The 24,368-nt window shown below is 41.0% G+C and carries 24 protein-coding genes; 13 read left to right on the top strand and 11 right to left on the bottom strand.

Annotation, left to right across the window (positions count from 1 at the left end; all coding sequences use genetic code 11):
• Positions 1-307: 307 nt before the first annotated feature.
• Positions 308-4,174: a TIM-barrel domain-containing protein gene (locus B4G94_RS15285; protein WP_286859898.1), complete on the top strand. Its 3,867-nt coding sequence runs from the start codon at positions 308-310 to the stop codon at positions 4,172-4,174.
• A gap of 189 nt (positions 4,175-4,363) precedes the next feature.
• Here the strand turns inward: B4G94_RS15285 and B4G94_RS15280 are convergent, their stop codons facing one another.
• From B4G94_RS15280 to B4G94_RS15270, 3 genes are all read right to left on the bottom strand, one after another.
• Entirely contained in the window at positions 4,364-5,242 is an 879-nt protein-coding gene (locus tag B4G94_RS15280; protein ID WP_286859897.1) for a pirin family protein, read from the bottom strand.
• A 100-nt stretch (positions 5,243-5,342) separates the two neighbouring features.
• The gene (locus tag B4G94_RS15275; protein WP_108637095.1) at positions 5,343-5,660 is read right to left on the bottom strand and encodes a hypothetical protein; all 318 of its coding nucleotides are present in this window, start codon (positions 5,658-5,660) and stop codon (positions 5,343-5,345) included.
• Positions 5,661-6,083 carry an OsmC family protein gene (locus B4G94_RS15270; RefSeq protein ID WP_165305780.1) on the bottom strand — a complete coding sequence of 141 codons (423 nt, stop codon included), beginning with the start codon at positions 6,081-6,083 and terminating at the stop codon, positions 5,661-5,663.
• Between the two features lie 220 nt (positions 6,084-6,303).
• Here B4G94_RS15270 and B4G94_RS15265 point away from each other — a divergent pair, with 220 nt between their 5' ends.
• Together B4G94_RS15265 and B4G94_RS15260 are read left to right on the top strand one after the other, a co-directional pair.
• The gene (locus B4G94_RS15265) at positions 6,304-7,023 is read left to right on the top strand and encodes an outer membrane beta-barrel protein (RefSeq protein WP_286859896.1); all 720 of its coding nucleotides are present in this window, start codon (positions 6,304-6,306) and stop codon (positions 7,021-7,023) included.
• Positions 7,016-7,594 carry a TMEM175 family protein gene (locus tag B4G94_RS15260; protein ID WP_108637092.1) on the top strand — a complete coding sequence of 193 codons (579 nt, stop codon included), beginning with the start codon at positions 7,016-7,018 and terminating at the stop codon, positions 7,592-7,594. The genes B4G94_RS15265 and B4G94_RS15260 overlap by 8 nt, the downstream gene beginning before the upstream one ends.
• On the opposite strand, the gene B4G94_RS15255 is transcribed toward B4G94_RS15260, so the two are convergent.
• From B4G94_RS15255 to B4G94_RS15240, 4 genes are all read right to left on the bottom strand, one after another.
• Entirely contained in the window at positions 7,588-8,154 is a 567-nt protein-coding gene (locus B4G94_RS15255) for an AAA family ATPase (RefSeq protein WP_286859895.1), read from the bottom strand. The genes B4G94_RS15260 and B4G94_RS15255 overlap by 7 nt on opposite strands.
• Before the next feature lie 73 nt (positions 8,155-8,227).
• A complete protein-coding gene (locus B4G94_RS15250; RefSeq protein WP_286859894.1) occupies positions 8,228-9,316 on the bottom strand; it encodes a DUF6688 domain-containing protein in 1,089 nt (362 codons plus the stop codon).
• Between the two features lie 31 nt (positions 9,317-9,347).
• Positions 9,348-9,509 carry a hypothetical protein gene (locus B4G94_RS15245; RefSeq protein WP_286859893.1) on the bottom strand — a complete coding sequence of 54 codons (162 nt, stop codon included), beginning with the start codon at positions 9,507-9,509 and terminating at the stop codon, positions 9,348-9,350.
• Positions 9,510-9,528: 19 nt separating this feature from the next.
• The gene (locus B4G94_RS15240) at positions 9,529-10,341 is read right to left on the bottom strand and encodes a hypothetical protein (RefSeq protein WP_286859892.1); all 813 of its coding nucleotides are present in this window, start codon (positions 10,339-10,341) and stop codon (positions 9,529-9,531) included.
• A gap of 199 nt (positions 10,342-10,540) precedes the next feature.
• On the opposite strand from B4G94_RS15240, the gene B4G94_RS15235 reads away from it, so the two are divergent.
• Positions 10,541-11,074 (top strand): hypothetical protein, encoded by a 534-nt coding sequence (locus B4G94_RS15235; protein WP_286859890.1) that lies wholly within the window; start codon positions 10,541-10,543, stop codon positions 11,072-11,074.
• The gene (locus tag B4G94_RS15230; RefSeq protein WP_286859888.1) at positions 11,055-11,618 is read left to right on the top strand and encodes a hypothetical protein; all 564 of its coding nucleotides are present in this window, start codon (positions 11,055-11,057) and stop codon (positions 11,616-11,618) included. Before B4G94_RS15235 ends, B4G94_RS15230 begins: the two co-directional genes overlap by 20 nt.
• A 54-nt stretch (positions 11,619-11,672) precedes the next feature.
• Here the strand turns inward: B4G94_RS15230 and B4G94_RS15225 are convergent, their stop codons facing one another.
• From B4G94_RS15225 to B4G94_RS15215, 3 genes are read right to left on the bottom strand one after another with little or no spacing between them, the layout of a single operon-like run.
• Positions 11,673-12,902: an RNA polymerase sigma factor gene (locus tag B4G94_RS15225; RefSeq protein ID WP_286859887.1), complete on the bottom strand. Its 1,230-nt coding sequence runs from the start codon at positions 12,900-12,902 to the stop codon at positions 11,673-11,675.
• Between the two features lie 47 nt (positions 12,903-12,949).
• Positions 12,950-13,288: a YciI family protein gene (locus B4G94_RS15220; protein WP_108637086.1), complete on the bottom strand. Its 339-nt coding sequence runs from the start codon at positions 13,286-13,288 to the stop codon at positions 12,950-12,952.
• 50 nt (positions 13,289-13,338) lie between these two features.
• The gene (locus tag B4G94_RS15215) at positions 13,339-13,812 is read right to left on the bottom strand and encodes a carboxymuconolactone decarboxylase family protein (protein ID WP_108637085.1); all 474 of its coding nucleotides are present in this window, start codon (positions 13,810-13,812) and stop codon (positions 13,339-13,341) included.
• 319 nt (positions 13,813-14,131) lie between these two features.
• Between B4G94_RS15215 and B4G94_RS15210 the strand changes: the two genes are divergently transcribed.
• On the top strand, positions 14,132-15,889 hold the full coding sequence (locus tag B4G94_RS15210) for a DUF885 domain-containing protein (RefSeq protein ID WP_286859885.1): 1,758 nt from the start codon (positions 14,132-14,134) through the stop codon (positions 15,887-15,889).
• 98 nt (positions 15,890-15,987) lie between these two features.
• On the opposite strand, the gene B4G94_RS15205 is transcribed toward B4G94_RS15210, so the two are convergent.
• Positions 15,988-16,956: a GlxA family transcriptional regulator gene (locus tag B4G94_RS15205; RefSeq protein ID WP_165305790.1), complete on the bottom strand. Its 969-nt coding sequence runs from the start codon at positions 16,954-16,956 to the stop codon at positions 15,988-15,990.
• A gap of 137 nt (positions 16,957-17,093) precedes the next feature.
• On the opposite strand from B4G94_RS15205, the gene B4G94_RS15200 reads away from it, so the two are divergent.
• The 7 genes from B4G94_RS15200 (at position 17,094) to B4G94_RS15170 (ending at position 24,311) form a co-directional block, all read left to right on the top strand.
• Positions 17,094-17,516, top strand: a complete 423-nt coding sequence (locus B4G94_RS15200; protein WP_286859884.1) for an SRPBCC family protein — start codon at positions 17,094-17,096, stop codon at positions 17,514-17,516.
• A gap of 21 nt (positions 17,517-17,537) precedes the next feature.
• Positions 17,538-17,957, top strand: a complete 420-nt coding sequence (locus B4G94_RS15195; RefSeq protein ID WP_165305792.1) for a DoxX family protein — start codon at positions 17,538-17,540, stop codon at positions 17,955-17,957.
• Between the two features lie 100 nt (positions 17,958-18,057).
• Entirely contained in the window at positions 18,058-18,507 is a 450-nt protein-coding gene (locus B4G94_RS15190) for an SRPBCC family protein (protein ID WP_108637079.1), read from the top strand.
• A 22-nt stretch (positions 18,508-18,529) separates the two neighbouring features.
• A complete protein-coding gene (locus B4G94_RS15185; protein ID WP_286859883.1) occupies positions 18,530-18,922 on the top strand; it encodes a glyoxalase in 393 nt (130 codons plus the stop codon).
• 168 nt (positions 18,923-19,090) lie between these two features.
• Complete coding sequence (locus tag B4G94_RS15180) at positions 19,091-19,603, top strand: GNAT family N-acetyltransferase (RefSeq protein ID WP_286859882.1); 513 nt, start codon at positions 19,091-19,093, stop codon at positions 19,601-19,603.
• A gap of 186 nt (positions 19,604-19,789) precedes the next feature.
• Positions 19,790-20,674, top strand: a complete 885-nt coding sequence (locus B4G94_RS15175; RefSeq protein WP_108637076.1) for an ABC transporter ATP-binding protein — start codon at positions 19,790-19,792, stop codon at positions 20,672-20,674.
• Positions 20,667-24,311: a M1 family aminopeptidase gene (locus B4G94_RS15170; protein ID WP_286859881.1), complete on the top strand. Its 3,645-nt coding sequence runs from the start codon at positions 20,667-20,669 to the stop codon at positions 24,309-24,311. Before B4G94_RS15175 ends, B4G94_RS15170 begins: the two co-directional genes overlap by 8 nt.
• The last annotated feature ends 57 nt before the right edge of the window (positions 24,312-24,368 follow it).

Here is a 24,368-nt window from a genome sequence, read left to right as displayed (position 1 = left end):
GTCAAGGGCTTCTTTCGTTTAGATACTTTTTACAGAGCTTTTTGTTCAACAGGGATATCGGATCCGGGGGAAGTCCGCGGAAACCGGCCCGGAACAGGAGGCCTAGAAACCGGTCGGGGCCGACGGAAACGTTCAACTAAAATCACTTGACTCCTGCAACATTATTATTAGACAATCGTTTGCATTTCGCAAGCTCTTTTTTACTTGGATTTACTATTGTATTATTGTTATGTTAATTTAACAGCATTTCGCAGCTTTCTCATGGGTGGAAATACAGCAATGCGATTTAATATTATAAATGATACACATGAAGATATCTTTTTGGAGTACAAAAGCGCAGGTTAGTTTATTGGTGGGATTGGCTTCTCCGTTTATTTTTCAATCGAATAAGGTCGGTGCGATGACTCACCCGCCTGCTAATTATAAGATGGAACAAACCGCTACTGTTAGTAAGATTATTGCTGTACAGCAAATTAATCCAACAACAGTGGAGATTGTATATGAAAACAACCAACGACTGACATTGGATTTCTATGGAAATCATATTTTCAGAATGTTTCAGGATACACACGGTGGTATTATCCGCGATCCGGAAGCGAAACCTGAGGCAAAGATCCTTGTCGAACAACCGCGAAAAGCGGTGAATGAGCTGGAAGTAAAAGATGAAGGAAGTAGCGCTACAATAACAACCAAGGACATTGTGTTCTCCATAGATAAACAAACCTCTCAATTTAGTATCCTCAATCGTATCACGAATAAAGTTGTAGTCCAGAGCTTAAAGCCTATTGCTTTCGAATCTAAGCAAGTGACCTTAACGTTGAAAGAAAATAAGGATGAGTACTTTTTCGGTGGTGGTGTACAAAATGGACGCTTCTCCCATAAAGGTAGAGCGATCGCCATTGAAAACCAAAATAGCTGGACCGATGGCGGCGTAGCATCTCCTACACCTTATTTTTGGTCAACGAACGGTTATGGCTTTATGTGGTATACGTTCAAAAAAGGGAATTACGCATTTGGGGCAAAGACAAAAGGTACCGTAAAATTATCCCATGACACGGATTATCTGGATGTTTTTTTTATGATCAACGATGGTACGGTACCCTTACTTAACGATTTTTATCAGTTAACCGGTAATCCTATACTTCTGCCAAAATTTGGCTTGTATGAAGGTCACCTCAATGCATATAATAGAGATTTTTGGAAAGAAGATGGAAAGGGAATTCTGTTTGAAGATGGAAAACGCTATAAAGAAAGCCAGAAGGAAAATGGCGGTATAAAAGAGTCATTGAATGGCGAAAAAGGGAATTACCAATTTTCGGCCCGTGCTGTTATAGATCGCTATAAAGCGCATGATATGCCTTTGGGATGGATTCTGCCCAATGACGGCTATGGCGCTGGATATGGTCAGACCGAGACTTTGGACGGAAATATTAATAACCTAAAGGAATTTGGTGATTATGCTCGTAAAAACGGCGTGGAAATTGGCTTATGGACGCAGTCTGACCTGCACCCTAAGGACAGCATCAGTGCATTACTGCAAAGAGATATTGTCAAAGAAGTACGTGATGCAGGTGTCCGGGTCCTAAAGACGGATGTCGCCTGGGTAGGGCCCGGTTATTCCTTCGGCTTAAATGGTGTCGCTGACGTGGGCCATACCATGCCTTATTATGGTAACAATGCACGACCGTTTATTATTTCATTGGATGGATGGGCAGGAACGCAACGCTATGCCGGTATTTGGTCGGGCGATCAGACTGGTGGGGTTTGGGAATATATCCGATTCCATATTCCGACGTATATCGGTTCTGGTCTTTCCGGACAGCCAAATATTACCTCGGACATGGATGGAATCTTTGGTGGAAAAAACTTTAAGGTGAACATTCGGGACTTTCAATGGAAAACTTGGACACCAATGGAATTGAATATGGATGGATGGGGATCCAATGAAAAGTATCCACATGCTTTGGGCGAACCCGCAACTTCCATCAACCGTCTTTACCTGAAGCTGAAATCCCAATTAGTTCCTTATAGCTATAGTATAGCTAAACAGGCTGTCGATGGCCTGCCGATGATTCGTGCGATGTTTTTGGAACAGGCAAATCAGTACACACTTGGAAAGGCGACACAATATCAGTATTTGTATGGACCTAATTTTTTGGTGGCACCGATCTATCAGGAGACACGCGTGGATGAGAAGGGCAATGACATCCGAAACGGTATCTATTTGCCTGATGGAGAATGGATAGATTACTTTACCGGTGACAAATATACCGGTGGACGTATCATCAATAATTTTGATGTACCAATTTGGAAACTACCGGTTTTTGTTAAAAATGGAGCCATTATTCCAGTTACGAATCCAAATAATAATGTACAGGAGATCAAAAAGGATCAGCGTATTTACGAGGTATATCCGTTTGGAAATTCTGAATTCACGGAATATGATGACGACGGAAAAACAGAAGCTTATCGTTATGGAAAAGGCGTAAATACCAAGATTTCTTCCATACAGAAAGACGACAAAGTGCTGTTCACAATAGCGCCGTCAGCGGGGGAATTTGAGGGGTTTGAAAAAGTGAAAGCGACAGAAGTCCGTTTTAATGTAACCGCTGCCCCGAAGAAAGTGACTGCTAAAGTCAATAAAAAAGGAATAAAACTTCAGGAGGCACATTCACTGGCTGAATTTAAGAACCTGGAAAATGCCTACTTCTTCGATGCACAACCTGATCTGAATCAGTTTGCAACAAAGGGATCCGAATTTGAAAAGGTCAAGCTGATCAAAAATCCCATGGTATTAGTACGTATCGGTAAGCAGGATGTGTCAGCAGCAGCGCTAGAAATACAAGTTGATGGGTTCAGATTCACGCCTAATGACGCGCATTTGGCACAGACGGGAGCGCTTAGGCCTCCTAATGCCAATGTAACGGAGAGTAATACCCAAGCCTACAGATTAACACCGACATGGGAGAAGGTCGCCAATGCAGACTATTATGAGATTGCGTTTAATGATCTGATATACTCGACCATTGAAGATAATCAGTTGTTATTTGAGGGGCTGGATGCAGAAACTGAATATAACTTTAAAATCCGATCTGTTAATAAAGCTGGTGCTTCTGATTGGAGTACATTTAGTGCAAAAACAAAAGCTAATCCGTTGGAGTTTGCGATCGAAGGTATTAAAGCGGAGACCTCTGTAGACAATCAAGGAGGCAACGGCATCAATAAACTGTTCAATTACGATGAAGGGGATATGTGGCATACCAAATGGGGGCAAACTGCGGTTCCGTTTGATATTACGCTAGATCTGAGATCCGTCAATCAGCTGGATAAGTTTGAGTACCTTCCTCGGACGGATGGTGGCAACGGCATCATTTTAAAAGGTAAAGTATTTTATAGCAATGATAAGGATACCTGGTCTGAAGCCGGAAGCTTTGAATGGAAACGTGATGGCGAAATGAAGAACTTTAGTTTTGGTCAGCATCCTGTCGCACGCTTTATTAAGATTTCGGTTGCGGAGGCTGTCGGCGGCTTCGGTTCAGGTCGTGAGCTCTATGTCTTTAAGGTGCCTGGATCGACTAGCTATTTACCCGGCGATATCAACAACGATCGCCTGATTGACCATAACGATCTGACTTCTTATATTAATTATACCGGATTAAGAATGGGGGATGGTGATTTTGAAGGCTATGTGAGTAATGGTGATGTCAATAAAAATAAGTTGATTGATGCCTATGATATCTCAAATGTTGCCGTGTCGATCGAGGGGGGAGCCAAACCAACCAGAGCGGAGAAAGTTGCTGGTAAGCTAAAATTGACAGCATCCAGGACGTCCTTAAAATCTGGCGATATCGTTGAAATCACCGTAAGCGGAGAAAACCTTAAAGCAGTGAATGCGCTTAGCTTCGCATTGCCTTATAATCAGGGCGATTTTGAGTTTGTGGGAATAGATCCGCTACACCTGAAGGAAATGAATAACTATACCAATGACCGTCTTCATACAAACGGCAGCAAAGCTTTGTATCCTACTTTTGTGAATTTGGGCAATAAGGAAACGCTGAATGGCTCGGAAGTGCTATTTAAGATCAAATTGAAAGCCAAACGTAATGTTAACTTCAATTTAAAAGCGATAGACGGAATTCTAGTTGATAAAAAACTCAATTCGATCAGTTTTTAAAGTAGATTTTGCAACGACGATAAAAAAGGGGAATGTTAACATTCCCCTTTTTTATGCAATGGTAATCCGATCAGGAATACGAGCATCTGGCTTACGCATACCGCTGGATTTAGCCGGCGGTAAAAGCAATAAAGTGATGCCCTATTTTGATCGTATCTCGCTTATTTGTCGCTCCCAGATGATAGGGCATTAATTTAATATCATGTTAAGATCCATCAGGAGGATCTCCGTATCGGGCGAAGTGGCCATGAGTTTAATTTCCGAAACGTCCCAGATACCAAAGCCATCTCTCGTTTCCAACTCTTGTCCCGCTACGTTGACGCTTCCGCTTAAGACGAAAATATAAACGCCATTTCCAGCTTGCTTAACTTTGTAATTTGTTTCGATACCTTTGTCAAAATTACCCATATGAAACCACGCATCCTGATGTATCCATACTCCTTCGTCGGCACGATCAGGTGAGAGGATCTGTTGAAACTTATTGTGTCTTTGTGATTTGTCCAAGGTGATCTGATCGTATCGGGGTGCTACATTACGTTGGTTCGGGTAGACCCAGATCTGCAGAAATTTAACAATCTGATCGGTATTTTTATTGTACTCACTATGCATGATACCTGTTCCTGCGCTCATCACCTGGATATCTCCCTTTCGGATGATGGCCTGATTGCCCATACTGTCTTCATGCTCCAGATCCCCTTCCAGGGGAATACTGATAATTTCCATATTGTCGTGCGGATGCAATCCGAACCCCCTGCCTTCGGCAACAATATCATCATTCAGTACCCGGAGTACACCGAAATGCATACGGTCGGGATTATGGTAATTGGCAAAACTAAAGGTATGGTTACTCTGCAACCAGCCATGATCCGCATAACCCCGGCTTGTTGCTTTGTGTAGTACACTATGGTTTTCCAGTTGATCGGAGTTGTATTGCAACGCATTGGCATCCAGTGTTTCCAAAGGTTCTATTTCATCGATGTCATTCCTCATGACATCTGCTGACTCAGTACTTGATGCAAATATTCCGGAACCTAAAAGTCCCTTTTTTATAAAGTTTTTTTTATTCATGATCTTACGATTTATGTATTCAAAATTAGCCTGCTGAGGAGTGTTTCTCATTGAACTGGTTTAATAACCGAAAAAAACAAAACATTCCTGGTGAATTCATTTATTTGTCAGGAATCAAATCAGGGAATAAACTATAGATTTCATTTTTCAAAAGTCCACTTCCACCGCCATAATGTTTTATCAAACCAATCGGATGGTCTAAATAAGAAAGATGGTCTATGATCTCGGTTTCTTCCTGTGTTGATAAACCAGAGCTCAGCAGCAGGATGTCGCCAGGGTAACTGGAGAGGTATTTCTTACAAGTGAGGAGATCTTGTTGAATGACCGCTTGCCAGCCATTTGTACCCGTTATGATCCGCTGTAGTGTGTGGAGAATTTCCTCGTTTTTTCCGAACAAAATAATGATTAAATTTTTCATTTAATTGTTTGTTTTCATGATTGTATTTACCACGGCATTACCTTTTAATATCTTTGAAATCGGACATTCATCAGCAATTTGCTGTAAACGTAATACCGTGTTTTCTTCGATTGCCTGCCCGAATGAAATTTCTCGGTCAAAATAGGTCACTACTTGCTCTTTTTCAATTCGTAAATACATATTGGCCGTGACTTGTATTTCATCGATGTGAAGTTCTTTTCTGTCAATATACATCCGTAAGGTTGCTAATGTACAGGAAACGAGGGAAGAGACCAATAGGGTGTATGGGTCAGGCCCGAGATCTTTGCCACCCAATTTTTCAGGTTCATCGGTAATCAATTCACCGTTGCGCCATAGAATGGTCGTTTTATATTTTTGCTGGCCAATATGACCGCTGACAGGATTCTCTAAGATATATTTCATACGATGTATTCCTTTGATTTGATACAACAAAATTAAAGTCCATTTGATTCAATTCCATTGATGTAGTTCAAGAAATATGGAAAAGAAGGACTTATTTGACTACCTGAATTTGACAGCGTATTCGGCATGATAGAACAAGAAATAATTGTTTGAAAAATAAAATGGCAATGTGAGCTCAATCGCCTAAATTTTCTTAATTTTAGATTGTTTTTATATTTTTATGATGAAGAGATTTTTACTTCTTGCATGTATAGCCTGTATCGTTCCGTTTGCGGCTTTTTCACAATCCCATGAACTTCGTGTCGGTGTAACTTCCGGTGTCTCCAATTTTACCGGGTCTGGAAGCATCGCTAAAAGCACTTTAAATGGCTCTGGTCAGCAGGATTATTATACCAATAATCCTTACGGTAAAAAGTATGGAATTAATTTTGGGGGTGCAGTGAACTACCGTTATGTCTTTGCAAATAATTTTCTTTTAGGTGTAGAAGGTGCTTTTGAACGTTTACAGACCAAGGTTGACCTAGAAGGCAACGAATTCGCAAATGGCAGTCGTGGACTGACCAAGCTCAACCAACAATTTTTGAATTTTAATCCCTTCGTCGGCTATCGTGTTTATTTTGAACCGATGACAATGGATATGCAATTCGGTGTTGATGTAGCGAAGACGTTGAGCATCAAGGAAAACGGAAGTATCGAAGATAAGAGTGGCAATAAGACAAGTTTTGAACGGGATAGAGGTAAAGTAATTGATGTCGATATCCGCCCGCGATTGCAGTTTAATGTCAATTACGACCGTTATACGATTTTTGCAGGCTATTCTTGGGGCTTGAAGGATTATCATGATGGAATACTTGGCGCCGATCCCGGGCCGGCACGATTGAATGTGTTTCGCCTGGGACTGCAATATCAGTTTTTAACTCCGATTTATAACAATGACTAAAAGTCGGCTGGAAGCATTTAGTGATGGCGTATTGGCCATCATCATTACCATTATGGTACTCGAACTAAAAGTACCTGAAGGTTACACTTTTGCAAGTTTAAAACCCCTGTTCCCCAAAATCGTCTCCTATGTAGTCAGTTTTGTCTATGTCGGGCTGTATTGGAATAATCACCATCATCTTTTTCAGATTGTTCAGAAAGTCAATGGGAAAGTATTATGGGGAAATTTACACCTTTTATTTTGGCTCTCCTTGATGCCTTTGACAACCAACTGGATTGGTGAATCCCATTTTGAACGTGATCCCATTATTGCCTATGGCGTTGTATTGATCATGTGTTCCGTAGCCTACAATATTGTTGAATATTTTGCGGTCCAGACGGAAGGAGAAGAGTCCGCTTTAAAACGTGCCGTCAAATCGAAGACCAAGGAGAACATTTCTACAGCCTTGTATTTTCTGGGGATCGGTATATCTTTTATAAATCCGTACGTCAGTCTGTTGATGTATGGTACAGTAGCCATCATGTGGTTAATTCCAGATCGTCGCATCGAAACCTTAATGAAAGATCAGTGAGTAGCTAACCCGAGCGATTCGCAAATAAATTGATAGCGTAGTTCGACGGATGTTTTAGGTACTTCTATGACCTCATATCCAAGCCGTTCATAGACACTTTTCATCTGATGGAATGTAGCTTCGGCTTCTTCCCAAGTCTGCTTTCGCTCATGATCGGTTTCATAAATTTCCTGCCATGGCGGAAGGATAAATATTTTTTTATGATAACGGTATTTTTTAGCTTCTTCAAGTAAGGGAGCTGCAACAGTTAACTTTTCCATGTCGATATAGGCGAGTGTATCTGGAATACCTCGGTCAAAAAAGACATACTCTTGGCGTTGGGTGTTTTCTTTGATTTCGAGAAGGTAACGAGCATTGGACGCTGCCAACATTAATGAGGCATAATGTTGCTTATTCTTCCAAGGTAAGCCATCGCCGTTTTTTGCCACCTGTTCTTGAATGATTCGACGTGCTTCTTCGGGCACGGTTCTATAGCCTTCTTTTTTTAGTTTGTTGAGTAAAGTAGTTTTGCCGACTCCGGGTCCCCCGGTTAGGACAATAAAATAATTTGTCTGATCCATATAAAAAAAATGTCATGGTCCTCCAATGCATTGAATATTGGTGCTTATTCGAAGGATGTAAAGATTGAAATGATTAGGTGTATTGCTTGGCGATTTTCTTCTCGGGCTCTACATAAAATAGATAAAGGAAGAAGAGAAAAGTATACTCAAGTGGTTTCATTACCCTATAGGTTAGGTTTGATGCCCCGACCGAGTTGATTCTGGTAGAGATGTTGTATCCGTATCTGTCGTAAAAATAACGTACATAACGATGCAACTTGGGAGATAGGTCGCTTAAGATTTCCTCAAAGGCATTGGCCACCAACAGTTGACGGTTAACGATGATCGTATTTCCATGCCGATTCCCTAAGCGTAAGGGTTTTACAATTGCTGGATCACCTTTTGCTGCCACGGTACAGAGGTAATGTCCCCGATGGTCTAAAATAGGTGGATGCATTTTCTGAGAAAAAGCCCAGGTAGTGGTCTCGGTGAATACTTTGGCCATTGAGTCACTATCCTGGCCAAATAGGATAAGAATAGCAGTCATGACGACAAAGAAAGGAACGAGTAAGATCAGCGCCCATACCGGATAGTCCATCTTGGACGAAAGCTGCCTATTGATCTTGTTCAGTATGGGATTTCGATAGTTTCTGTGGATCGCTGTTGCCTTCTCCTCCTGAATGATCTTCCAGATAAAACCTATGCCAAAACAAAAACAGAAAAGTGGTGTGAAAATAAAGTAAAGGGTTCCTTCATTCCCGACATAGCTACTTAAGGTTGATGTATCGTGATAGCTTACCTGAGTCAGCACAAAGATACTGATTATAGATCCCAACATTAAAATAATAAGGGCAAGGACTAAAGGGATCGGTGGTATTTGCCGGCCCTTTATCCAAACGGCGATTACAGCAACATTGAAAGCAACAAAATAGATAAACAGCGATAAGGCATGTTTCCCACCAAAAGGTAGGTAGCAGGCGCCATCAACGGGATCGACGGCCTCATGATATTGACTCGAATGGGTCAACAGACCAGCTCCAAATAAAGCTATGGATAGTATGTAGCCAATAATAACGGTATATTCAACGGAAGATATCTTTTTATTTTGCTTTTTAACAGCGGAACGAAGTAGATAATTTAATCCCGCAAAAAAAGCAATGATAAGGAATAAAACAAGGTACATGGCAGCGAATAATAGGAGTGGACGAAAGGCGTTAAAATTCTTCGAAGGTATTGGTAAATCCTGCAGGCCCCCACCAATTTTCCAAATGAGCGGGATTGGCGCAAGCCTCAAAGACCCGGTCTATCGCTGCGTGGACGATCCTGGAGCTAAGGATTTCATTGTCAGGTGAATGTGTCGGTGGGATTTGTAACATTGTCTCTCTGTGCTCGGATTTAACCAAATAAACGCTTCCAGAAGTTTTTCTTTTTGCTGATTTCATGTGTATTCTCCGTATCTGTTTCCGCAGGATCTACATGTACTTTTTCAACTTTCACATTGGGTAGAATCTCATTTTCAGGGAGACCATTACGCTGTTCGATGTCTTTGATCTGTTCGAATGCTGTGGTTTGATAAAGCAATGGACCTTCTTTGTCGCAGTTAAAGAGATTAGAATAACTTTTAGACTCATTCAGATCAAAAGGCTGAGGTTCCACAACTTCTGTAGCTTCCAGGAGGCCTAGACCACGCTCTTTGGCAAAATTCAATGCCTTTAAGAAAATCGTGATACGTCCCTCAGAAAATAATTGATCCAATTCCGACCTAATTTCAGGATTATGGTGATAGTCTTCCAATAGGCGAATGACCTGATCGGCTGAAATATATACGCCGGAGCAATAATTTTCAATAAGCTTGTTTTGTATTTTTTTTGTGAGCGAAGCTATTGGAATAAATTCTTCCCATTTTTTATAATAGGAATCTAATAGTTTATTCGTGGAAAAAGATAATGCGCCGCCACGGACATAGAAATAGGTCTCAAAAAAACCTTGAACGACGGCGATAAAGAAACCATGTGTTTTGTCAAAATAATCATTTTGATCTGTTTCCCGACCGGCGTTTATGGTGTCCTGATATTTTGTTTTATAGAAATCATCAATTTGATACTCGGATGCCAGCGTTTCTATTTTTTCAGGATTTGCAATCAATTCAAAGTACCAGGCGTTAATCTGTTCTTCAGAAATAGGATGGTAACTAATATCAAAGCCCATAATCAGCGGTTTTTAATCTGTTGTTCTATAACTGCTAAATTATTAAAATTTAGCGTGTTGGTCAAGTGAAATGCAAAAGATAATATCGGGGTTGGTGCGGTATACGTTTTTTTAGCCTATTAAGGATGCAATAGTGAAGAATTGGATGGTTTGCCGGTTTAACTAATATTAGTTAATTTCGGACAAAATAAAAATTTATATGAAGCACTTACTATTTGTTATTTTCATGTCGGCGAGTCTATTTTTCACCGCCTGCCAAGCTCCAAGCCCAGAAAATTTTTTCGGAAAAGTTGTTTTAAATACCAATCTTATAGCCGATTTTGCTCCTGATCGTTTTGGTAAACACCTCGAACAGGAGACTGTTGAATTTGCCGATATCCCCGCGAGTAAGAACGCAGGTGATGAGGCGCAGAAATCCGTGGACATCAAGATCCAGACAGTAGAGAAAGCATTAAAAGACATCAATGCACTCAATGTTTCGGATGATGATGCAAAAGCATTAAAAGAAAAATCCATCGCCTTATTTGAAAAGGTGTTGCCAGTCTATAAAAATGAGTATACTGCTTATGCTAAACTTTGTGATACAAAGGGATCTGCTGAAGAAAAGCAGGCATTGCTACAAAAAATACAGCAAGATTACATGCCGGGGATTGATAAAACATTTGATGAGGTATATGTTCTAGGAAAAGCGTATGCCGAAAAGCATAATCTTAATGTCAACTGGGGCAACTAAAATGGATCAGGAAGTAAACTTATATAGAAATAGAAGCAAAACTGCTAAGCTTCTAAGCCTGTCAGGCGTGATTTGTATCGTTCTTTTATTGCTCTTTTTGTACTGTATCGGAATATTTGACGGTGAACTAAAAGTGAAACCTGCGGTATTCTCGGGCGGAATATTGCTTATAATGCTAGGCCTCTTGGTGAATAGCTTATTAAGTCTTCGGGACAAGTCTGCGCAGATTTCATTACATAAAAGTCATTTCTCCGGAAAAACTACACCAATGGCAAAAGCTTTCGGTGCCGGTAATTGGGATGACGTCACAGCAATTAACTTACAGAAAGTAGGCGGAGATACGTTAGTGGTTGTCACTTTAGGCAATGCTTCTAATTATAAAGACCGGCTTCCAGCGATGTTATGGAAAATGGCTTATGATGAAGCGTCACAACAGCTAAATATCATGTACTCGGCTTCTGTGATGGCAATCGAACCCAGCGAACTTTACGAACTTTTTATGACGTATTGGCGAAACTCAAAAAAGGGATCCATAATCAGCTAAGGCATAAGAATCAGCTGATTATAAGAGCTGACAAAGTGTAACGGATCGCGAACTTTACAGCATATTGATCTTGCGTTGGATAGTTTCCTGTTCCAGGGAGCTTTTTGCCAATGCCTGTGCACGCTGAAAGTTCGCGATTGCTTTTTGTCGATCTATATCCTTATAGAGCTCTCCCAAGAGTGTATAATAAAAGTGGTTATCCATTAGATTTAGTTTTTTTGCCTCGGTCAGTGCAATTTTTGGACCTTTAGCTTTGTATAAGGCAAAGGTTCTGTTGAGTGCTGCACCCGGCGAATAATTCACCGCCAGCAAACGATCGTAAAGCTGAAGGATTTCGTTCCATTTTTCTACGGTATCTGCTTTTGCACAATGCCACTGTGCAATTTTTGCTTCGATATGGTAGGAGGTCAATTGATCGCCATCTGCCGACAGATTCAAAAAATAAATTCCCTGATTGATTAAGGCTTGGTTCCAAAGTTTCTCATTTTGTTGTTCATACAGAATGAACTCTCCATCGATACTGTGGCGGGCATCGAAGCGTGAGGAGTGAAAACAGATTAACGCGATGAGTGCATTCGTTTTGGGAACATTTGTCTTTTCGTAGGTGGATAACATGAGCGCCAGGCGTAGGGCCTCAATACACAGATCCTTTCTTAGAATCTCATTCTGGGTCTTGGAGTAGTACCCTTCGTTAAACAAAAGGTAAATAATATGCAATACGTTATCCAGCCTTTTCACGATTTCCTTTTCGGAAGGCAATTCAAGCTGGATCTTTTCTGTGCGAAGCTTTTCTTTTGCCCGGAACAACCGTTTGTTGATGGTTTCCTTGTTTGAAAGAAAGGCTTCGGCAATTTCTTCAATCCCAAAACCACAAAGAATCCGCAGTGCAAGACCTATCTGGGCTTCACTGGCAATCGCAGGAGTGCAGATGGCAAACAGCATCTTTAACTGACTATCCTTGATGTTCTCTTGTGTGAAACTAAATTCATCGGTATAATCCACGGCACGCTGATTTTGATGTATTTCCGGAATCACTTTGTCTTCGAAAATTTTATTCCTTCTAAAGTGACTTAAGGTTTTCTGTTTCGCTACAGTATACAGCCAGGCGGTTGGGTTTGCGGGCAAACCTTTCGTTTGCCATGATTCCGTAGCCAGCAAAAAAGTCTCACTGACAATATCTTCGGCAGTTTCGATGTGTTGTAGCCCAAAACGTTTTGAAATTACAGCGACGATCTTGGTGAATTCTTGTTGAAAAAGCTGTTTTAGAAAGTTAGGTTCCATCATACATAATAGGGCAGTTGTATAGCATACAACTGCCCATAAAGTTTTTTTTAAACCAAAAGTGCCCTGATTTCAACGCTGCCGCTAGATTCCAAAATGGGACAACCATGCGCCAATGTCGTCGCTTCTTCAAGGTTTTCTGCGGAGATGACAATAAACCCCCCGAGGCTTTCCCGGATCTCCACAAACGGGCCATCCGTAATAATCCCGCCCGGTTTTAATACTTTTCCACTTTTTTCAAGACGTGAGCCATGGTCAGATAGTTTTCCCTGTGCTTCAATACCACCGATCCAATCCTCCCATTTTTTGTTTATTTTGGCAATTTCTTCTTCGTTCAAAAGAGGCTGTTCACCGCCGGCCTGCCGAAATAATAAGATGAAATCCTTCATGCTTCGCGTTTAATTTGTTAAATAAATTGATTTATCTCGTTTTAGCTTAGTTATGCTGTCTGCACTTTATGTTGGCCCACTTTGTATCCGCCAGCTTCAGTGCGGAAAGAAATATTAAAACGGTTGTATGCATTGATCGTGGTTATAGCCAAAGTCAGGTCGATGAGTTCCTCTTCAGAAAATTCCTGATTTGCAATGGCGTAAACTTCGTCAGGTACATCTCCATTGGTTATTTTCGTTACTGCTTCAGCCCAGACCAACGCGGCGCGTTCACGTGCACTATAAAGTGGTGCTTCACGCCAAGCGTCCAATAAAAATAGACGTTGTGGATTTTCACCTGTGGCAAGCAAATCTTTTGAATGCATATCCAGGCAATAAGCACAGCCATTGATCTGTGATACTCTAAAATAAATCAGATGCAAAAGCTCTTGTTCGATGGTACATTTACCTAGATAAGCTCCCAATCCAAACATAGCCTTCATCGCGTTTTGGCCTTTTGCGAAAAAATTGATTCGTTGTTTCATTTTATTATTGTTTTAAGTGTAACTGTTTTACACTACAATAATGATTGAAGTTAAAGAAATTGGACATAAGGCGCTAAATATTTTTTTATTTGTTTTTAATGAACTGGTTATTAGTTGATTATGCTTTATTTTTTCTGACAAAATTCTAATAATTTTCTATTGGATCTCTAATGGGCATCCTCAGGACGATTGCGGACCTTTGCAGGCAAATTCCATACTTGACTGTAGATCGGAAAGATGCAGCGATGTGAATTGTAAAATCCTTGAGGTGATTGATCAACAATCAACAACAATTGCTATTTTTAGTCAAATTACTCCAATGAAACTGATAACATATACGTTCACTATCCTGAGTTTTGGAATGCTGGCGTCCTGCGGGTCGGGCTCCGATACCAAAAAAGCCCTTGCGGATACGACCTCCAATGCAAGTTTTAAAGCTTACGAAGATAGATTCATCGAGCAGCTCTGGAAAGAAAATCCGGAATGGGCCACACAGGTAGGTTTTCATCGATACGATTCGTTATTGACGATTCCTGATGCTAAAAGCAGGGCATCACGCTTGGAATTTTCAAAACAGCAGCTCGATCAGTTAAAAAGCTTTGATCTGCATGATCTGAATCTCTCGCAACAAACGGACTACCATTTGATCCAGAATTATCTGGAATCCAATGTGTGGTCGATCGAAAAGGAGCGGGCTTACGAATGGAACCCCTCTGCCTATAACGTAAGCGGCACCATCGCCTTTATGCTGGCTGAGAACTATGCTCCACTGCACGACCGCCTACATGCCATTGAACAGCGCATGGCGAAAATTCCAGCCTATTATGAAGCCGCAAAAGGGCAGATCAAGAGTCCAGCTTTGGTATTGACAGATTTGGCCATACAGCAAAATTTGGGCGGATTATCCGTATTTGAAACGGATCTGCGTGATTCTCTAAAAAAATCCAATCTTCCGGCAACTGAAAAAGCAGCTATTCAAACGAAAGCCGACCAAGCTGTAAAAGCAATAAAGGGATTTGTGACCTATTTAAAGGAGACATCCAACCCGTCTCCGCGAAGTTTTAGATTAGGGAAGGAATTATATGATCAAAAGTTTAAATTTGACATTCAGTCAGGATCTACTGCTGCGGAGATCTACGATGCAGCAAGGGCACGTAAGCGTTATTTGCATACCGAAATGCATAAAATCAGTAAGCAGCTATGGCCAAAGTATTTTGGAAAGGCCGTGCAGCCCACAGATAGTTTGGTCCTGATCCGCAAGATGATTGATACCTTGTCTGTTCATCACGTCAAAGCGGCAGATTTTCAGTCTGCTATCGAAGCACAGATTCCAAAACTGGTGGAATTTGTGAAGAAGAAGGATCTCTTATATATTGATGACAGTAAGCCTTTGGTTGTGCGGAAAGAACCTGCTTACATGGCCGGCGTGGCCGGAGCCTCTATCAGTGCTCCCGGTCCCTACGATAAAGGTGGAAATACATACTACAATGTTGGTAGTCTTGCAGGATGGACCAAAGAAGCTTCAGAAAGCTATTTGCGGGAATACAATCACTATATTTTGCAGATTTTGAATATCCACGAAGCTATTCCCGGACATTATACGCAATTGGTGTATGCCAATCAGTCACCGAGCTTAATCAAGAGTGTTTTGGGGAATGGCGCGATGATCGAGGGCTGGGCCGTATATACCGAGCAGATGATGCTGGAAAATGGCTATGGTGACAATGCACCTGAAATGTGGTTGATGTGGTATAAATGGCATCTGCGGACTGTGTGTAATGCAATATTGGATTATAGTGTGCATGTGAAGAATATGAGTGAAAAAGATGCAATGCATTTATTGGTTGATGAAGCGTTTCAACAACAGGCCGAAGCCGCTGGAAAGTGGAAGAGAGTATCCGTTAGCAGTGTGCAGCTGACCTCCTATTTTACGGGATATAAAGAAATCTACGATTTAAGAGAAGCTGTTAAAAAGGAGGAGGGTGCTCAATTTAAGCTGAAAGCCTTCAATGAGAAATTTTTAAGTTTTGGCAATTCACCGGTAAAATATATCCGGGAAATGATGCTTAAGAAGTAGGTTTAACGCAACTTCAGCAACAAGCCACACGATTATCGTGTGGCTTGTTGTTTTATTCCATGCCATTCCGCTGCGTTTGCGAGGTAGTCTTTATCTTATTAGGCTACTTTGGCAAATTTGTTCCGATATTCTATGGGCGTAAGGCCCGTTATTTTCTTGAAGATATCCCGAAAGGCTTTGGTGTCTGTATAACCCACATCATACATTACTTGCGAAACATTTTTCCTTGATGCCTCAAAAAATTTCTTGGCAGCCTCTATCCGCACACGCTGGATATACTCGACCGGTGTATTGTTTGTCGCTTCTTTAAACCTGCGCTCAAAAGTCCTGCGGCCAATGTTTGCAAAATTCGCCAGTTCCTCAACAGTAATTCTTTCCTCATATTTCAGTTCGATGTAATCCTGTGCTTTCTGGATATCCACATCGTCGTGATTTCGCTGTCCACGGAATATTGCAAACTGTGACTGACTGTCCCGACTGATATCCAGCGCAAAATATTTAGCAATCATAACAGCTGTTTCGCGGTCGGAAAACTTTTCGACGAGATACAGAATTAAATTCCAAAGGCTGCTGGCGCCGCCGCTGCTGTATATATTGTCGTTTTCGGTGATAACGGCGCCATCTTCGATTTCTATTTCGGGGTATTTTTCCTTGAACTCGCTGATATAAGCCCAATGAGTCGAGCATTTTTTTCCATTTAAAAGCCCAGTTTCTGCCAGAAGAAAAGCTCCCACGCATAAGCTGGCCAAGCGGGTGCCTTTTAAGTGAAGTTTTCTAAAATAAGGTATGGCTTCGGCATTGTCCCTTATTCCGGTGTCAATATCACCAAAAGTCGGCGGTATGATCAGTAGATCGGTACGATCGACATTTTGCAGTAAGCGATTTGTTTTTATGGTGTACTCGCCGCTATTGGCTGGCACATATTCACTCAGGCCTACATACTCAACATTGAATATCGGTTTTTTTCCAAAAGCCGATAAAAATTCATTGGCCGTATGAAAGGTTCTAAATGCTGGCGTAATACCTTCGATAGTACCGTATTTGGGGACAAAAACTGAGACTTGCATATCTTTTGGGTTTATGTGATAAAGGTACAAATTGTTTTTGTCGTAATCCACCCCTAAAGTTGTCGGTTTTACAATACGCCGGGCTTTAAAATCCTTTGCATCTTTGCTATATCATTATAAACAAATAAAAAGAAATCATGGAAACACAAACAAAAATCAACGTGGAAGCCACAGTAAATGCACCGGTAGAAAAAGTATGGCAACAATGGAACGCACCAGCAGATATTATGCAATGGAATACTGCAGATCCAAGCTGGCATTGTCCGAGCAGTCAAAACGACTTGCGTGTGAATGGCACTTTTAAAAATCGGATGGAAGCAAAGGATGGCAGTTTTGGGTTCGATTTTGAAGGAACTTATGAGAGGGTTGAATTGCATCAGGAAATCGCCTATACCATGTCTGACGGCCGGACAGTAAGCACACTGTTTTCTGAAAGAGATGGAAAGACAATTATCAGCACCACTTTTGATGCGGAGCAGATGAATGATCCTGAATTTCAGCAACAAGGCTGGCAGTCGATCCTTAATAATTTTGTAAAACATGTTAAATCAACGAATTAATCACCTTAAAATAGCAACATCATGAAAAAGAATAAAATTATCTTCTGGATAGCGACGATATTAATTGTTATCTGGGAAGGCGCTATGCCGCTTGGCACATTACTATTTGCACCGCAATATATGAATGCGGGAACCAAACCTTTAGGTTACCCGGACTATTTTGCCTATGCTCTTATTATCTGTAAAGTGCTCGGAGTCATCGCTATTGCCATTCCACAGTTTCCGGCTAAATTAAAAGAATGGGCTTATGCAGGATTGACATTCAGTTTGGTATTTGCCTTTATCAGTCATGCCTGCGTGGATAAAAATATAACCTTTATGTTATTGCCCCTTATCGTACTGGGTATACTGATGTTATCTTATGTCTATCGGTCAAAGATAGCCGGTACAAGTCGTGCCGCACAGCAGCATACCTATACAGGTGCATCAGCGGTATCTTAATATCATGGTGTTCCCATCGGAAAGGATGGGTTGATCAAAAATTTATTAGAAAGAACAAAAAGATCATATTATCTATTTACATTATAAACAATCAAACGAGATGAAAACAAATAGTGTTTCTTTACATCGGGTTATTCAGGCGAGTCCTGAAAAAGTCTTCCGCGCATTCGCGGATCCGGTAGCGCATGCCTCCTGGTTACCCCCTTATGGTTTTGTCTGTACCGTACAGCAGATGGACTTTAAAGTAGGCGGTCAATTCAAGATGACATTTATCAATTTTGGTACGGGCAATGGTCATTCCTTTGGCGGTGAATATTTGGAAATCATACCCAATGAATTTATCAAATATGTTGACCGCTTTGATGATCCCAATTTACCCGGAGAAATGACAACGACAGTTTCGCTGCGTGCAGTCAGCTGTGGTACTGAACTTAAAATAGAACAAACAGGAATTCCTGAAGTTATCCCCGCCGAAATGTGTTACCTGGGATGGCAGGAATCGTTGGAAAAAATGAAAAAACTTGTGGAGCCCGTCATACCGGATGCATAGTTTAATTCAATTTGTTTAGGATATGGAACGGTTAAGAAGCGGGGTTTTTATCACATTTTCGGGGGATTGTAGAAAGGCGCTTACGTTTTATCAGTCATGTTTTGGCGGGAGCCTGGATTTTGACAGGCTAGATAAAAAAATAAAAGGGTATTCAGAGCTGCCTATTGTAAGTGCCTCTCTTATTTCTCCCAGTGTGGTTATCTATGGTTCGGATCTGGTACACGATGATGGTCGAAAAATTGGCAACTATCTTTCGGTGTTTTTGCCTTGTACGAATCTGGCTGACCGTGGCCGGCTTGTCGCTAAGCTGGCGGCAGGGGCTGGTCAACCTGTATTAGGTAACAACGAGACGGATCAATTGGTGGAAGTGACAGATATTTTTGACGTAAAATGGATATTGGGGATCTTGGGATGAAAGTTTATTCCGTTGTAGCCAACAGCTATTATTGTGGCAATTTGGGCAAATGGCAGCAGAAACTGATACCCTAATATAGCAATGATCTGTATCCATTATCATTATTCGCAGAAGTGTATTTTTGTGTATGCTTCAGGCAAAGTTGATAACAGTAATTTAGTGATAATAATGGAATTACAGATACGGAATAGCACCCCGCAGGATATTGATTCGATTTTTAAGTTTTATAAGTTTGCGACAGATTTTCAAAAAGCAAAATCCATGGTTTCTTGGCCTGAATTTGACCGGAAGCTTATTGAGCAGGAACTGAAAGAGCATAGGCAATGGAAAATGGTTGCCGATCGGGATATTGTCTGTGTCTGGGCGACTACATTCGACGACCCTGATATCTGGGAAGAAAGAAATGAAGATCCGGCGGTTTATATTCATCGCATTGCCACAAATCCCGATTTTAGAGGTAAGAACCTCGTTCAGTACATTGTGCATTGGGCGATTGAATATGCCATTGCAAATAATAAGAATTTTGTTCGCCTGGATACGGTGGGGGAAAATAAGGGACTTATTGAACATTATACCAGATGTGGTTTCGAATTTCTGGGATTAAAGAAACTTCGCGATACATCCGGTCTGCCCGCACACTATGATAAGGCCACGGTAAGTCTATTTGAGTTAAAGCTCTAAGCGGCCATTCCAATCTGCCTATATGGTTTTCATACCTCGATGAACTGTATGGGCAATAACTGTTTTTAGTTGATATTTTATTGAAAAATAGGTAGATCTACCTGTTTTCTTGTGAACTTTTGTTATATTGTTGTAACAAATTGTCGTTGCTGTATACTAACGAATTATTAACAGTTAAACTTATTTATGAATTTATCAATAGAAAATCTCAGTAAAACCTATCCTAATGGTGTAAAAGCACTAGACGAAGTAAACTTAGAAATAAAGCCGGGAATGTTTGGTCTCCTCGGACCAAATGGAGCAGGAAAATCATCCTTGATGCGCACTATAGCTACCCTTCAGAAGCCCGATCATGGCCGCATTACTTTTGGTGATATTGATGTCCTTGGAAAGCAAATGGAACTGCGAAAAATTTTGGGTTACTTACCACAGGAATTTGGTGTTTATCCGAACCTTTCGGCGATAGATTTATTACACTATTTCGCGAAACTCAAAGGAATTAAGACAGGTGCTGATCGGCAGGCTATCATCAAGCGTGTACTGGAAGTAACCAACCTCTGGGATGTCCGAAACAAGAGTGTGAGTGGTTATTCGGGGGGAATGAAACAACGCTTCGGCATTGCCCAGTTATTGCTGAACGATCCCAAACTGATTATTGTTGACGAACCTACTGCGGGACTGGATCCGGCTGAAAGGCATCGTTTTTTAAATGTATTGCGGGAGATCGGAACCAATCATACGGTTATTTTTTCGACACATATTGTGGATGATGTCCGCGAATTATGCCATGAACTTGCTATTCTCAATGGGGGTAAAATACTATTGCGCGGCACGCCAAAGGAGACAATAGAACAATTGGAAGGCAAGATCTGGGTACGGATCATTAGCCGCGATCAATTGGATGAGTATACACAGAAGTATAATGTAATTTCTACAAACTATAATCAGGATAATACGCTCAATATCCGGGTTTATAGTGACGTGCAGCCAGATGAATCCTTCGTAAATGCACAAGGGCAACTGGAAGATGTCTATTTTGTTGCACTAAAAACTGACCAGCGCCATGTTTAGTCCAATTTTTAATTTTGAGTTTACACGTTGGTTTAAGAGTGCTGCCGTCTATATTTATATGGCTTTATTCTTTGTCCTGTCGTTGTTCATCATGTTGTCCTCACTAGGGATATTTGATGGCGTCACAGCGACGACATCATCCAATACCATCAGAAATTCGCCTTGGGCTATTAATGAGATGATAAACGGGATGTCTTCCATTATCTATTTCTTAATTCCCTCGATTGTGGGGGCCTGTGTTTATCGGGATTTTCAATATAATGTACATACCATTCTCTTTAGTTATCCGTTTACCAAAACAGATTATCTATTGGGCAAGTTTTTTGGATCGATAGCCGTCGTACTCGTCATCGTACTGGCATCCACCTTAGGTATTGTTGTTGCACAGTTCGTTCCGGGGATTAATCCAGATTTGTTGGGTCCCGTACATATTTTAGCCTACTTCCAGACCTATCTTATTCAGGTTATCCCCAATCTGGTTATTCTTAGCGCTATTATTTTTGTATTGGTCACTTTTACCCGTAATGTATATGTAGGTTTTGTTGCGGTGCTGGTGCTTATTATTGTACAGGTACTTGTCCAGAATCTGACAACAAACGCTGATCATCGTTATCTCGGGGCATTGATAGATCCCTTTGGTGATAGCGCCATTTCTTACTACACGCAATATTGGTCTCCTGAAGAAAAGAACACAAACAATCTTCCTTTTCTGGGAGCAATTATCTATAATCGTCTGATATGGCTTGCTGTAGCCGCATTGTTTATTGGCGGATTTTACCTTTTATTTTCTTTCTCACAGGATTCTATTTCAGTGAAGACAGGCAAGAAAGGAAAACGATTGACAAAAAATAATTTTGACAGTGTTTTTCGGCTCAATCTACCGAAAGTGAACTATGACTTTTCAATCGTCCACTATCTGAAAACGACTTGGACACTTGCGCGGTATGACTATCGATACATTGTTAAAAATTCGGTTTTTTTGATTCTAACCCTGGTCGGCGTATTGTTTATCATCTTGATGGCTAGTACAATCGGTGCGATTTTCGGTACCTCGACTTATCCTGTTACCTGGAAAATGCTGATGATACCGGGAACGACCTTTAAATTCTTTTTGTTGATTCTGACTTTCCTCTTCAGTGGTTTATTGGTTCATCGTGGCAGCATTACACGGATGGGCGGATTATTGGATGCGACACCAGTTCCGAACTGGGCGCTCTTGGGCTCCAAAATAATCGCGATCATCTTAATGCAACTGACCTTGCTTGCAGTGGTGATGCTCACCTGTATGGCATTTCAGGTCTATCATCATTATTATCATTTCGAAATCGGGCAATACATCATGCACTTGATGGTGTATGGTATGTTGGCAAATATCGTATGGCTATTTGTGGCCATCTTTGTACATACGCTCTTCAAAAATTATCTGGCTGGTTTTTTTGTCCTGTTAACCTTATTTATCGGATTGCCATTTTTATCGATGGTAGGCGTGGAGCAGGCGATTTATCAGTTTAACCAAGGGCCGGGGCTTGACTATTCAGATATGGACGGTTTTGGCTATATCTTACCCTTTTTAACTTATCGCGTCTATTGGCTGCTATTTGCGGTGTTCTTTCTTACGATAGCCCTCTTACTTTGGCGTAGAGGTGGATTTTCGGGGATGAGGGAGCGTTGGGAAATATTAAAAACAAACTTAAGCCCGGCGAGTATAACTGTCCTTCTCCTGAGCTTTATTGGCTTTGTGGGGATCGGTGCGGGCATATATTATGAGAACCATATTAAAAATCCTTATTATACAAGTCTTGATCATGAAAAGCAGTCCGTGGAATGGGAAAAGAAGTACAAAAAATATCAATTTCGACCTCAGCCCCGTGTTGTTGACATCAAGTTCAATATGGATATCTATCCTTCCACGCGTAGCTTTAAAGCACAGGCTTCTTATGTGCTCAAGAATAAGACTACGGTTGCCATAGACTCTATTTTTGTCAATTATAATGACTATGACTATACTTTTTCTTTCGATGTGCCTCATAAGCTGATATCGGCCGATGATATTTATAATTTCAATATCTATAAGTTGGCCAAGCCAATGGCACCGGGGGATTCTATCATCTTAAACTTTAGTACAGTTAGTCCGGTTAATACCTGGGTCAATGAAAAGTCTCCCGTTAAAGGCAATGGAACTTTCATTAACAATATGCTATTTCCGAATATCGGTTATTTAGATCAGGGCGAGCTGGTGGATAATGATATCCGTAAAAAATATGGATTACCTTACCGGGATCGTATGGCTTTGGCCACGGATTCCAATGCGCGAAAGAACAATTATATTTCAAATGATGCAGACTGGATTCGGTTTGAGGCAACTGTAAGTACGGATAGAGATCAATTGGCCATTGCTCCGGGGTACTTGACCAAACAGTGGGAGAAAAACGGAAGAAAATATTACCAGTATAAAATGGATTCAGCGATTCTGAATTTCTTTGCTTTTAATTCCGCTCGATATGAAGTGAAAAAGGATCAATGGAATGGTGTTAATTTGGAAATCTATTACCACAAAGGGCATACCTACAATCTTGATCGGATGATGGCTTCGAGCAAGGCTTCCTTGGCCTATTATACCAGCCAATATAGTCCTTATCAACATCGGCAACTTCGAATCGTTGAATTTCCCCGAACAGCCGGAACTTTTGCGCAGTCTTTTGCCAATACCATTCCCTTCTCGGAGGCGATAGGTTTTATTGCGGATGTGGATGAGAAAAAAGACGATGCGGTGGATTATCCATATGCTGTGACCGCGCATGAAATAGCGCATCAGTGGTGGGCACATCAAGTTGTCGGTGCCAATACGCAGGGAGCCACATTGATGTCAGAAAGTATGTCTGAATATTCCTCTTTGAAAGTACTGGAAAAGAGGTATGGAAAAGGACAGATGCGCAAGTTTCTCAAAGACGCACTGGATGGCTACTTAACTGGAAGAAGCGCGGAGAAATTAGGGGAAAAACCGCTCATGTACAATGAGAACCAAATGTATATCCATTATCAAAAAGGCTCATTGGTATTGTACGCGCTGAGTGACTACCTTGGGGAAGATGTATTCAACCAAACAGCAAAAGCTTATTTGGAAAGTACGGCCTTCCAAAATCCACCTTATACAACATCCTTGGAATTTGTGGATTACTTTCGCAGAGCGACACCTGACTCCCTGCGTTATCTGATTAAAGACATGTTTGAGACGATCACCCTGTACAATAATAAAGTGGAGAAGGTGAGTACTAAAAAGTTGAAAAATGGAAAATATCAAGTGGATATTCAATTCGAAGTGGCTAAGTATCGCGTGGATGCCAATGGGAAAAAGAGTTACAATGATCAAGGAAGCAAACCGTTGTTATTTAAAAAATCAGATCGGGTGACATTGAAATCCTTGCCACTGAGGGACTATATTGAGGTTGGTGTTTTTTCAAAAGCGGCGGATAAGAACAATGGCAAACCACAGGAAATTTACCTCAAAAAACATCGTATTGATCAGATCAATAATACGTTGACATTGGTTGTAGATCAAAAACCTACACAGGTCGGTGTGGATCCGTACAACAAACTGATTGATATTGATTCAGATGATAATAGAAAAGATATCTAACGACATTCCGGTTTGTAGTTATCCTGGGCATTTGTTCTAACGAATTGTAAAATGGCT

Source organism: Sphingobacterium sp. UBA7625, assembly GCF_002484085.1.
Lineage (GTDB): Bacteria > Bacteroidota > Bacteroidia > Sphingobacteriales > Sphingobacteriaceae > Sphingobacterium > Sphingobacterium athyrii.
Note: the sequence above shows the minus strand (reverse complement) of the source record. Positions and strands in the feature narration are given on the sequence as shown.

What these genes read in the sequence shown, in the direction of transcription:
- B4G94_RS15285 (WP_286859898.1), top strand. Translation starts at nt 308, where the DNA reads ATGAAGATATCTTTTTGGAGTACAAAAGCGCAGGTTAGTTTATTGGTG.
- B4G94_RS15280 (WP_286859897.1), bottom strand. Translation starts at nt 5,242, where the DNA reads ATGAATAAAAAAAACTTTATAAAAAAGGGACTTTTAGGTTCCGGAATA.
- B4G94_RS15275 (WP_108637095.1), bottom strand. Translation starts at nt 5,660, where the DNA reads ATGAAAAATTTAATCATTATTTTGTTCGGAAAAAACGAGGAAATTCTC.
- B4G94_RS15270 (WP_165305780.1), bottom strand. Translation starts at nt 6,083, where the DNA reads ATGAAATATATCTTAGAGAATCCTGTCAGCGGTCATATTGGCCAGCAA.
- B4G94_RS15265 (WP_286859896.1), top strand. Translation starts at nt 6,304, where the DNA reads ATGATGAAGAGATTTTTACTTCTTGCATGTATAGCCTGTATCGTTCCG.
- B4G94_RS15260 (WP_108637092.1), top strand. Translation starts at nt 7,016, where the DNA reads ATGACTAAAAGTCGGCTGGAAGCATTTAGTGATGGCGTATTGGCCATC.
- B4G94_RS15255 (WP_286859895.1), bottom strand. Translation starts at nt 8,154, where the DNA reads ATGGATCAGACAAATTATTTTATTGTCCTAACCGGGGGACCCGGAGTC.
- B4G94_RS15250 (WP_286859894.1), bottom strand. Translation starts at nt 9,316, where the DNA reads ATGTACCTTGTTTTATTCCTTATCATTGCTTTTTTTGCGGGATTAAAT.
- B4G94_RS15245 (WP_286859893.1), bottom strand. Translation starts at nt 9,509, where the DNA reads ATGTTACAAATCCCACCGACACATTCACCTGACAATGAAATCCTTAGC.
- B4G94_RS15240 (WP_286859892.1), bottom strand. Translation starts at nt 10,341, where the DNA reads ATGGGCTTTGATATTAGTTACCATCCTATTTCTGAAGAACAGATTAAC.
- B4G94_RS15235 (WP_286859890.1), top strand. Translation starts at nt 10,541, where the DNA reads ATGAAGCACTTACTATTTGTTATTTTCATGTCGGCGAGTCTATTTTTC.
- B4G94_RS15230 (WP_286859888.1), top strand. Translation starts at nt 11,055, where the DNA reads ATGTCAACTGGGGCAACTAAAATGGATCAGGAAGTAAACTTATATAGA.
- B4G94_RS15225 (WP_286859887.1), bottom strand. Translation starts at nt 12,902, where the DNA reads ATGATGGAACCTAACTTTCTAAAACAGCTTTTTCAACAAGAATTCACC.
- B4G94_RS15220 (WP_108637086.1), bottom strand. Translation starts at nt 13,288, where the DNA reads ATGAAGGATTTCATCTTATTATTTCGGCAGGCCGGCGGTGAACAGCCT.
- B4G94_RS15215 (WP_108637085.1), bottom strand. Translation starts at nt 13,812, where the DNA reads ATGAAACAACGAATCAATTTTTTCGCAAAAGGCCAAAACGCGATGAAG.
- B4G94_RS15210 (WP_286859885.1), top strand. Translation starts at nt 14,132, where the DNA reads ATGAAACTGATAACATATACGTTCACTATCCTGAGTTTTGGAATGCTG.
- B4G94_RS15205 (WP_165305790.1), bottom strand. Translation starts at nt 16,956, where the DNA reads ATGCAAGTCTCAGTTTTTGTCCCCAAATACGGTACTATCGAAGGTATT.
- B4G94_RS15200 (WP_286859884.1), top strand. Translation starts at nt 17,094, where the DNA reads ATGGAAACACAAACAAAAATCAACGTGGAAGCCACAGTAAATGCACCG.
- B4G94_RS15195 (WP_165305792.1), top strand. Translation starts at nt 17,538, where the DNA reads ATGAAAAAGAATAAAATTATCTTCTGGATAGCGACGATATTAATTGTT.
- B4G94_RS15190 (WP_108637079.1), top strand. Translation starts at nt 18,058, where the DNA reads ATGAAAACAAATAGTGTTTCTTTACATCGGGTTATTCAGGCGAGTCCT.
- B4G94_RS15185 (WP_286859883.1), top strand. Translation starts at nt 18,530, where the DNA reads ATGGAACGGTTAAGAAGCGGGGTTTTTATCACATTTTCGGGGGATTGT.
- B4G94_RS15180 (WP_286859882.1), top strand. Translation starts at nt 19,091, where the DNA reads ATGGAATTACAGATACGGAATAGCACCCCGCAGGATATTGATTCGATT.
- B4G94_RS15175 (WP_108637076.1), top strand. Translation starts at nt 19,790, where the DNA reads ATGAATTTATCAATAGAAAATCTCAGTAAAACCTATCCTAATGGTGTA.
- B4G94_RS15170 (WP_286859881.1), top strand. Translation starts at nt 20,667, where the DNA reads ATGTTTAGTCCAATTTTTAATTTTGAGTTTACACGTTGGTTTAAGAGT.